The organism is Burkholderia sp. RF4-BP95, from assembly GCF_001521985.1.
In the GTDB taxonomy this organism is placed as follows: domain Bacteria; phylum Pseudomonadota; class Gammaproteobacteria; order Burkholderiales; family Burkholderiaceae; genus Burkholderia; species Burkholderia diffusa.
In genome coordinates this window covers 226,265-235,246 of record NZ_LOSX01000056.1, presented here as the reverse complement: position 1 = coordinate 235,246, position 8,982 = coordinate 226,265, and the positions used below count along the sequence as shown (strand labels likewise).

Annotated in this window: 10 protein-coding genes; 8 read left to right on the top strand and 2 right to left on the bottom strand. The window is 66.3% G+C overall.

Translation table 11 applies throughout. The features are described from left to right. Nucleotides 1–439: 439 nt before the first annotated feature. Complete coding sequence (locus tag WS46_RS20655; protein WP_059691573.1) at nucleotides 440–1,705, bottom strand: SGNH/GDSL hydrolase family protein; 1,266 nt, start codon at nucleotides 1,703–1,705, stop codon at nucleotides 440–442. A 199-nt stretch (nucleotides 1,706–1,904) separates the two neighbouring features. Between WS46_RS20655 and paaA the strand changes: the two genes are divergently transcribed. The 8 genes from paaA to WS46_RS20615 all read left to right on the top strand — a co-directional run bounded on the left by paaA (nucleotide 1,905) and on the right by WS46_RS20615 (nucleotide 8,178). Then, complete coding sequence (gene paaA / locus WS46_RS20650) at nucleotides 1,905–2,903, top strand: 1,2-phenylacetyl-CoA epoxidase subunit PaaA (protein ID WP_059691572.1); 999 nt, start codon at nucleotides 1,905–1,907, stop codon at nucleotides 2,901–2,903. Nucleotides 2,904–2,941: 38 nt separating this feature from the next. Further along, on the top strand, nucleotides 2,942–3,226 hold the full coding sequence (gene paaB / locus WS46_RS20645) for a 1,2-phenylacetyl-CoA epoxidase subunit PaaB (RefSeq protein WP_006752453.1): 285 nt from the start codon (nucleotides 2,942–2,944) through the stop codon (nucleotides 3,224–3,226). A 10-nt stretch (nucleotides 3,227–3,236) separates the two neighbouring features. Continuing rightward, on the top strand, nucleotides 3,237–4,040 hold the full coding sequence (paaC, locus tag WS46_RS20640; protein ID WP_059533369.1) for a 1,2-phenylacetyl-CoA epoxidase subunit PaaC: 804 nt from the start codon (nucleotides 3,237–3,239) through the stop codon (nucleotides 4,038–4,040). A 25-nt stretch (nucleotides 4,041–4,065) separates the two neighbouring features. Beyond that, a complete protein-coding gene (gene paaD, locus WS46_RS20635) occupies nucleotides 4,066–4,629 on the top strand; it encodes a 1,2-phenylacetyl-CoA epoxidase subunit PaaD (RefSeq protein WP_059533371.1) in 564 nt (187 codons plus the stop codon). 2 nt (nucleotides 4,630–4,631) lie between these two features. Further along, nucleotides 4,632–5,720, top strand: coding sequence for a 1,2-phenylacetyl-CoA epoxidase subunit PaaE (paaE, locus tag WS46_RS20630; RefSeq protein WP_059533373.1), 1,089 nt, complete (start codon nucleotides 4,632–4,634; stop codon nucleotides 5,718–5,720). 129 nt (nucleotides 5,721–5,849) lie between these two features. Continuing rightward, entirely contained in the window at nucleotides 5,850–6,665 is an 816-nt protein-coding gene (locus WS46_RS20625; protein WP_059691571.1) for a DUF1835 domain-containing protein, read from the top strand. A gap of 25 nt (nucleotides 6,666–6,690) precedes the next feature. Further along, nucleotides 6,691–7,296 carry a TetR/AcrR family transcriptional regulator gene (locus WS46_RS20620; protein WP_059533377.1) on the top strand — a complete coding sequence of 202 codons (606 nt, stop codon included), beginning with the start codon at nucleotides 6,691–6,693 and terminating at the stop codon, nucleotides 7,294–7,296. Nucleotides 7,297–7,530: 234 nt separating this feature from the next. Next, nucleotides 7,531–8,178, top strand: a complete 648-nt coding sequence (locus WS46_RS20615) for a GNAT family N-acetyltransferase (protein WP_059533379.1) — start codon at nucleotides 7,531–7,533, stop codon at nucleotides 8,176–8,178. A gap of 70 nt (nucleotides 8,179–8,248) precedes the next feature. Here WS46_RS20615 and WS46_RS20610 read toward each other — a convergent pair whose 3' ends face one another. Further along, nucleotides 8,249–8,773 (bottom strand): Lrp/AsnC family transcriptional regulator, encoded by a 525-nt coding sequence (locus tag WS46_RS20610; RefSeq protein WP_059691570.1) that lies wholly within the window; start codon nucleotides 8,771–8,773, stop codon nucleotides 8,249–8,251. Nucleotides 8,774–8,982 lie beyond the last annotated feature (209 nt).

Below are 8,982 nucleotides of genomic sequence, written 5' to 3'. Positions count from 1 at the left end.
TCAGCTCGCGGCCATCAAGCGCCCACACTTATCGGCTGTTAATTTTTAAAGAGCATTTCTGCGAGAAACCTGGAGTTCCTCAGCAGCGCTGCGTTTTCAGCAGCAGAGAAGCGAGATTATGAACCGTCTTTTTCAGCTCGTCAACAACTTTCTGAACTACTTCGTTGCGACGACTGGGGTTCAACTTCGTGTGCGCCGTGGCTCTACAACCGCCCTCGACCGCACCGCTTCCCTTCTTCCTCCCGCGCTGCGTTTCCGTTAGCGCGAAAGAGGCGTGATTCTATGCACCCGCCCCCGTCTCCGCAAGCCCTTTGTGAAAATATTTTGAAAAGCCCCCGTGCGCTTCCGCGCACGGGGGCTTCGGGGCCGAAGGGCCACGCGTCGCCTGCCATATCGGCGAAGCTCGCCGTTCATCACTCGCTCTATATATAGAGCGATGTCACTTGCCGCCGACCGCGGCCTGCAGCCGCTCCAACGGCACTGCATCGGCCATCGCCGTGTAACCCGCGTCACTCGGATGAATGCCGTCGCCACTGTCATATCGGCGCTGCAGCACACTCGGGCGAGTCGGGTCGCGCAACACCGCGTCGAAGTCCACTACCCCGTCGAACCCGCCGCCGCTCCGGATCCACCGGTTCACCTCGAGCCGGATCGCCTCGCGCCCCGCCGGCAACGCCGCAGGCGTGAGCGTCGCGCCAAAGATCTTCACGCCCCGGCGATGTGCGGCGTCGATCAAGCCGCGATAGCCATCGATCAACGAAGCGGCCGTGACCTGCGTATGCGGGTTGTCGCAATCGAGCCCCGCACGCGGCGGCATCGCCGCAAAGTTGATGTCGTTGATGCCGATCAGCACGATCACCGCCTTCACCCCCGAACGCGAAAGCGCATCGCGCTCGAACCGCGACGCCAGCGACGTGCCGTAGCATGCCGAATCGCTCAGCAGCCGATTGCCGCTGATCCCGAGATTCACGACGCCGAGCGAATCCGAACCCGCCGCGGCCAGCCGGCGCGCCAGCGCATCCGGCCAACGATGATTGCGATTCAGGCTCGAGCGCAGCCCGTCGGTGATCGAGTCCCCGATCGCGGCGACACTCGCTCGTGCGGCGCCCGCCTCGACGGCCAGTTCGGTCACCCATGCATACTGGGTAAAGCGCGTGCGGAATGCGCCGGCGCCCGGATCGTTCACGTGATCGCCCGGCGCCGATACGTAATTGAGCTGGTTCGACACACGGTGCCACACGGTCATCCGCTGGTTTGCCCCCATGCGCAGACTGATCGCATACGGCTGCCCGGCCGTCACGTCGATCGCCACCGGGTCGCTTTCGAGTTCCTGGCTCGGAGCGAGCGTCACCGACGTCTTGCCGCCGAAGCGCACGGCAGCACCCGTCGCGTCGGCAAGCGCCGCGCCGTCACCGGCGCGCGCGAGACTGGCAGCCTCGATCACCAGCGGCGCGCGACCGTAGGCGTTGCTGACACGAATCCGCGCGGCATGCCCGGAAACCGTCGGATAGACGATCTGCCGAACGGTCCGCCCAGCCACGTCCGGCGCGCGGTAGAGCGGCGGCGGCGCAGCCAGGTCGGGAATCGGCTGCAACGCGGTCGCCCACGCAGCGACCCACCCGGCCGGTGCGGCCGAGACCGCGAGCGGCGACAGGAAAACGGATGCGCCCAGCACGGTCGCGACGAAACTGCTTCGAAATGACATCGGCGAAATCCTCATCGGAAAGCAGGCATTGTGCCGCAGAAGCCGCCTGTCTCACGCGCCGGACCGCCTTCCCGACCGGCGATCGCGCCCCTCGCCCCACGTTTACCCGAGTCCCGATACAAATCCGCAAGAAATTTATTAACCGACCGGTCGGTTGGTTTATACTTCGCACACATTCAACCGGACGAGATCCTCCGCCATGTACACGCAATCCCTCGACATCCCCGGCAACGTCGCACCGCTCGACGCCGCAGCCGAGTCGCCCGAGCAGGCGCGGTTCGACGCGGTCATGGCCGCGGACGGCAAGATCGAACCGCAGGACTGGATGCCCGACGCCTATCGCAAGACGCTGGTCCGCCAGATTTCGCAGCACGCGCACTCGGAAGTCGTCGGCATGCTGCCGGAAGGCAACTGGATCTCGCGCGCGCCGAGCCTGAAGCGCAAGGCGATCCTGCTCGCGAAAGTCCAGGACGAAGCCGGCCACGGCCTCTATCTATATAGCGCGGCCGAAACGCTCGGCGTATCGCGCGACGCGCTGATCGACGCGCTGCACGCCGGCAAGGCGAAATACTCGAGCATCTTCAACTATCCGACGCCGACCTGGGCCGACGTCGGCGTGATCGGCTGGCTCGTCGACGGCGCCGCGATCATGAACCAGATCCCGCTGTGCCGCTGCACGTATGGCCCGTACGCGCGCGCGATGATCCGCGTGTGCAAGGAAGAGTCGTTCCACCAGCGCCAGGGCTTCGATGCGCTGCTGTCGATGATGAAGGGCACCGACGCGCAGCGCGCGATGGTCCAGCAGGCGGTGAACCGCTGGTGGTGGCCGGTGCTGATGATGTTCGGCCCGAGCGATGCCGATTCGGTCCACAGCAACCAGTCCGCGAAATGGGGCATCAAGCGGATCTCGAACGACGACCTGCGGCAGAAGTTCGTCGACGCGACGGTCGACCAGGCGAAGGTGCTCGGCGTGACGCTGCCCGACCCGGACCTGAAATGGAACGAGGCGCGCGGCCACCACGACTACGGCGCGATCGACTGGGATGAATTCTGGCGCGTCGTCAACGGCGACGGCCCGTGCAACAAGGAACGCCTCGCGACCCGCGTGAAGGCGCACGAGGACGGTGCGTGGGTGCGTGAAGCCGCGCTCGCGTACGAAGCCAAGCGCCGCGCCCGCGCCGAACAGCACGCCGCCTGAGCGGCAACCATCGAATACAGGATTCAGGAGAGAGAGTGATGAACAAGGAATGGCCGATCTGGGAAGTGTTCGTGCGCAGCAAGCAGGGCCTCGACCACAAGCATTGCGGCAGCCTGCACGCGGCCGACGCGTCGATGGCGCTGCGCATGGCGCGCGACGTCTACACGCGGCGCCAGGAAGGCGTGAGCATCTGGGTGGTGCCGTCGTCGGCGATCACCGCGTCGGATCCGGCCGAGAAGGCCGAGCTGTTCGAACCGGCGGGCGACAAGATCTACCGTCACCCGACGTTCTACACGCTGCCCGACGAAGTCAACCACATGTAACGCCCGCACCATGACGATCACGCCCGAACACCTCTCCTACGTGCTGCGCCTCGCGGACAACGCGCTGATCCTCGGTCAGCGCAACGCCGAATGGTGCGGCCACGGCCCGATCCTCGAGGAAGACATCGCGCTCACCAACATGAGCCTCGACCTCATCGGCCAGGCCCGCATGCTGTACACGCACGCAGCCGACCTCGACCGCCAGCTGAACGGCGCGGCGAAGACGGAAGACGATTACGCGTACTTCCGCACCGAGCGCGAATTCGCGAACTTCACGCTCGCCGAGCTGCCGCACTACGGCCCGATCGCCGGCACCGCGCACGCCGACAAGGACTACGCGGTGACCATCGTGCGCAATTTTCTCTACGCGACGCTGATGCTGCACGTGTGGACCGCGCTCGAAACGTCGACGGACGCGCAACTCGCCGCGATCGCCGCGAAATCGGTGAAGGAAACCCGCTATCACGTGCAGCATGCGCGCGAATGGCTGGTGCGCCTCGGCGACGGCACCGACGAATCGCATCGCCGTGCACAGGCCGCGCTCGATTACCTGATTCCGTACACGCGCGAGTTCTTCGCGGCCGACGCGATCGACGACGCGGTTTCCGCACCGGGCATCGGCCCGGCGCCGGCCGCGCTCGAAGCCGCATGGCGCGCGGACGTGGACGATGCGCTCGCGGAAGCGACGCTCACCCTGCCCGCGCCCGTGCAGCACGTGACGACCGGCAAGCAGGGCGAGCACTCGGAACACATGGGCTACCTGCTGGCGGAAATGCAGAGCCTCGCGCGCCAGCACCCCGGCGCGAGCTGGTAACCGGCCGACCCAACGGAGCCCGACGATGTCCGTCCAGACCGCCTCACCCGCCGACGCCGCACCCGCCGCGCACCGCAACGATCCGTTGCTCGCGCGCGCGTGGGACGTGCTCGAAGCCGTGCCCGATCCCGAGATTCCGGTCGTGTCGATCCGCGAGCTCGGCATCCTGCGCGACGTCCGTCGCGCGGACGACGGCCTGCTCGAAGTCGTGATCACGCCGACCTACTCCGGCTGTCCGGCGATGTCGCAGATCGCCGAGGACATCGCCGCGGCGATGCACGCCGCCGACCTGCCGCCGCACCGGATCGAGACGGTGCTCGCGCCCGCGTGGACGACCGACTGGATCACCCAGGAAGCGCGCGACAAGCTGCGCGCGTACGGCATCGCGCCGCCCGTCGGCCAGTGCGCCGGCGCCGCGCCGCGGGAAAACGTCGTGCGTTTCGTGCCGCGCCCCGTCGCGGCGCCCGTCTGCCCGCGCTGCGGTTCCGCCCGCACCGAGCGTCTCGCGCAATTCGCATCCACGGCCTGCAAGGCGTTGTATCGCTGTGTCGACTGCCGCGAACCCTTCGACTACTTCAAACCTTATTGACCATGGCGACCCCGCAATTTCACCCGCTGCGTATCCGCGACGTGCGCCCCGAGACCGCCGACGCCGTCACCGTCTCCTTCGACGTGCCGCCCGAGTTGCGCGACGCGTACCGCTTCACGCAGGGCCAGTTCGTCACGCTGAAGACCCACATCGACGGCGAGGAAACGCGCCGCTCGTACTCGATCTGCGTCGGCACGACCGACTACGACCGCGACGGCGAACTGCGCATCGGCATCAAGCGCGTGCGCGGCGGCCGGTTTTCGAACTTCGCGTTCGACACGCTGAAGCCCGGCCACACGATCGACGTGATGACGCCGGACGGCCGCTTCTTCACGCACCTGAACGCCGACCACGGCAAGCAGTACGTCGCGTTCTCCGGCGGATCGGGCATCACGCCGGTGCTCGCGATCGTGAAGACGACGCTCGAGCTCGAGCCGCGCAGCACGTTCACATTGGTCTACGGCAACCGCAGCGTCGACGCGATCATGTTCGCCGAGGAGCTCGAGGATCTGAAGAACCGCTACATGAACCGCTTCGTCCTGTATCACGTGCTGTCGGACGACCAGCAGGACGTCGAGCTGTTCAACGGCGTGCTCGACCAGGCGAAATGCGCGGAATTCCTCGCCACGCTGACGCCGGCCGACGCGATCGACGAAGCGTTCATCTGCGGCCCCGCGCCGATGATGGACGCGGCCGAAGCCGCGCTGAAGGCAGCCGGCGTGCCGCAGGCAAAGGTGCATGTCGAGCGGTTCGGGACGCCGCTGCCGCAGGCGGGCGCGCCCGTCGTCGAGATCACCGACCAGACGCCGGCCGCCGACCTCGAAATCGTGCTCGACGGCAAGAAGCGCAAGCTGCGCCTGCCGTACGAAGGCGTGAGCCTGCTCGACGTCGGCCTGCGCGCGGGCCTCGCGCTGCCGTACGCGTGCAAGGGCGGCGTATGCTGCACGTGCCGCGCGAAGGTGGTCGAAGGCGAAGTCCGGATGGAGAAGAACTACACGCTCGAGGAACACGAAGTGAAGGACGGCTTCGTGCTCACGTGCCAGTGCCACCCGATCAGCGACAAGGTCGTCGTGAGCTTCGACGAGCGTTGAGCGGCGTCGCGCCGGCGCGGTGCGCCGGTTTCTCGTCGTCACACATCTCGCTTACACTAGGGGCCGCCGGCCGGCTGGACGTCGCAACGTCCGCCCGGCCGGCGGTTTTCTTTTGTTGATGACAGGCCGATGAGTACCATTCACGTGATTCAGGGCGGCACCGCCGCCGCGTCGCTGCGCGAGGCTCTCGCGCAAGCCGGACGCGACGAGCGCGTCGTCGGATTGCTCGACGATCTCGCGGTCGGGCCGCTGAAGGGCGCCGACGAGACGCCCGACACGCGCGCCGAGTTCTGGCAGCGCGTGCTCGGCGACCAGATTCCCGACTGGCATGCGGAGATCGAAGCTGAATTCACCCGCCTCGACCAGCTCGCGATGGATACCGACCAGGTGGTCGTCTGGCACGCACCGAGCGTCGGCGACAAGCTGCTGTTGCGCCGCGTCGCCTATCACCTGCGCAACGTGCCGCAGCGGCTGAACGAGGTGCGGTTGTCGGCCGCGGACCTCGACGCCCCGCAGCGCGCGGCGCTGAGCCGCACCGACCAGGCCTGTTCGACCGGGATGTTCTCGCCCGCGGCACTCGCCCGCAAACGGCCGGCGGCCGCGCCGATCTCGGTACTGCGCATCGGGCGCCTCGCGCTCGAATGGCAGGAGGCGAAGCACCTGAATGCCGAACTGCGTTACTGGGTCAGCAACACGATCAAGAGCGGCCACTACGCGGACCTCGACGCGCTGATCGTCGCGCACGCGGAAACCGGCTGGCTGCCCGCGCGACGCGTCGTCGGCGGCATCATGGCCGGGGCCGACCGCGGCGGGCTGTTCGTCAGCGACTCGATCGCCTGGTGGCGCTGCCGCGAACTCGCGGCCGCCGGCCGACTCGAGCTGCAGGACGACGCGCCGGCCGCCCTTTCTTCCACGCAGGTGCGCGCGGCAGCCGCGCCTCGCTAACGCTACAAAACTTTCGCATTCGACCATGGCCCGTACCCGAGCGCCCGACCACGAATCCCAGCGCGAACAGATCCTCGATCTCGCCGCCGAGAAATTCGCGCAGACGAGCTACCCAAGCACGTCGATGTCCGATCTCGCGACCGCGAGCGGCACGTCGAAGGCACGTCTCTATCACTATTACGAGAGCAAGGAAGCGATCCTGTTCGACCTGCTCGACCGCTACACGAAGCGCTTGATGCTGATCATCGCCGAGGTCGAAGGCGCGAGCCAGCGGCGCGGCCTCAGCGAGCGCGACGCGTTCGCCGAGCTGGTGCGCGCATTTCTCGCCGAGTACGAGACGTCGCACAGCCGCCATGTCGCGCTGCTCAACGACGTGAAGTATCTCGAGGACGCGCAGCGCGAAATCGTGCTCGACCGCCAGCGCGACATCGTCGCGGCATTCGCGCGCCAGCTCGCGCGCGCCTATCCGGACCGAATCTCGAAGGAAAACCAGACGTCGGTCACGATGATGGTGTTCGGGATGATCAACTGGACGTTCACATGGCTCAAGCCGGGTGGCCGCCTCGGCTACCGCGACTTCGCCGAACAGGTGATCGACCTGATGGAACACGGACTGTCGCCCGGCGCGTGATTGCCGCGCAGCAGCATGCGTTGCGCGGCGGGCACACTGCGACAGGCCGCCGCGCGTTTCATATGATGAATTTTAAATCCGTTGAAAATCAAATAGATAGAGAATTAACTAAGCGGATTTAGAATTCACCCTCAGCACAAATAACGTCAAATACGGGTTTTCCCCAACCTCCCTCAGGTAAAATGCGCTGCATTGCACAAGTCACTGGTGCAGCCACACACTGAGGAACCCACGATGAACACGCAACTCAACCGCCGTGCCGATGCAGTCGGCCACGCCGGTACTGCGCCGGTTCTCGTCAGGGAACTGGCTTCCAAAGACCGTGAGCAAATGCTCACCCACTTTCTCTCGCTCAACGAAGAGGACCGCCTGCTGCGCTTCGGCCAAATGGTGCCTGACCACGTGATCGAGAACTATGTCCGTACGATCGACTTCGGTCGCGACACGGTGTTCGGCGTGTTCGACCATGCGCTCGAGCTGATCGGCGTCGGCCACCTGGCGTACCTGCCCGCCGATGGCGACAAGCGCACGGCCGAATTCGGCGTGTCGGTGCTCGAAAGCGCCCGCGGCCGCGGCGTCGGCTCGAAGCTGTTCGAGCGCGCGGCGATCCGCAGCCGCAACACCCGCGTGACGATGCTGTACATGCATTGCCTGTCGCGCAACGCGACGATGATGCACATCGCGAAGAAGTCCGGGATGCGGATCGAATACGCATACGGCGAGGCCGATGCGTACCTGTCGCTGCCGCCGGCCGACCATTCGACGATCCTCGCCGAGATGCTGCAGGAGCAGGCCGCGGTATTCGACTACGCGCTCAAGCGCCAGGCGCACCGCACGTCGAAGTTCATCGAATCGCTGATGCCCGCCGCGCTGACGGCGTAACATCGGCCGACCGGGCTGCCTCGCGGGGCGCCCGGCCCACCTTCCCTTTCTCGCTTCCCGGCGCCACGCGCTAACGCACTGACCGGATCGGCAACGCCGTCGTCTCCTTGAAGCACTCGAGCGAGAAGCTCGTCTTCACGTCGATCACCGACGGATGGTGCAGCAAATGCTCCTGCACGAACCGGGAGAAATGCGCCATGTCCTCGACCTGCACGCGCAGCAGGTAATCCATGTCGCCCGTCATCGCATGGCACGCGACCACTTCCGGCCAGGTCTGCACGGCCGCGCGGAACAGTTCCGCGTGGGTCGCGCCGGCGCGCGCCGACGTCTCGTCGGCACGGACCGGCACCACGCCGCCGCGCTTCTCGAGCCGCACACTCACGTACGCGAGCAGGTCGAGCCCAAGCTTCTGCGGATCGAGCAGCGCGACGTAGCCGGTGATCACGCCGATCTCCTCGAGCCGACGGATCCGCCGCAGGCACGGGCTCGGCGACAGATTCACGCGCTCGGCGATCTCCTGGTTCGACAGGCGGCCGTTCTCCTGAAGAATCGCGAGAATCCGCCGGTCGATGGCATCCAATTCGGCTTGCGCCATTTTCTGCCCTCCAATGATTGTTCAGAGACTGGAAATTGCGCCATCGTAGGTATGGACGATCAAGTTCGCAAGTTTCCGCTCGCGCCCGCCCGCTACACTTTGTCGCACGTACCGATTCGTTGCGCACGCCGACGCGTGCGCCGCGTTCGACATCGAACCGGGCCGCGCACGCGCACGTCGCGCCGGCCGATCGCCCCGCACAGGAGACA

Coding starts and splice junctions, on each gene's coding strand:
- WS46_RS20615 (WP_059533379.1), top strand. CDS start 7,531: ATGAACACGCAACTCAACCGCCGTGCCGATGCAGTCGGCCACGCCGGT.
- WS46_RS20620 (WP_059533377.1), top strand. CDS start 6,691: ATGGCCCGTACCCGAGCGCCCGACCACGAATCCCAGCGCGAACAGATC.
- WS46_RS20625 (WP_059691571.1), top strand. CDS start 5,850: ATGAGTACCATTCACGTGATTCAGGGCGGCACCGCCGCCGCGTCGCTG.
- WS46_RS20610 (WP_059691570.1), bottom strand. CDS start 8,773: ATGGCGCAAGCCGAATTGGATGCCATCGACCGGCGGATTCTCGCGATT.
- paaB (WP_006752453.1), top strand. CDS start 2,942: ATGAACAAGGAATGGCCGATCTGGGAAGTGTTCGTGCGCAGCAAGCAG.
- paaD (WP_059533371.1), top strand. CDS start 4,066: ATGTCCGTCCAGACCGCCTCACCCGCCGACGCCGCACCCGCCGCGCAC.
- paaA (WP_059691572.1), top strand. CDS start 1,905: ATGTACACGCAATCCCTCGACATCCCCGGCAACGTCGCACCGCTCGAC.
- paaE (WP_059533373.1), top strand. CDS start 4,632: ATGGCGACCCCGCAATTTCACCCGCTGCGTATCCGCGACGTGCGCCCC.
- paaC (WP_059533369.1), top strand. CDS start 3,237: ATGACGATCACGCCCGAACACCTCTCCTACGTGCTGCGCCTCGCGGAC.
- WS46_RS20655 (WP_059691573.1), bottom strand. CDS start 1,705: ATGTCATTTCGAAGCAGTTTCGTCGCGACCGTGCTGGGCGCATCCGTT.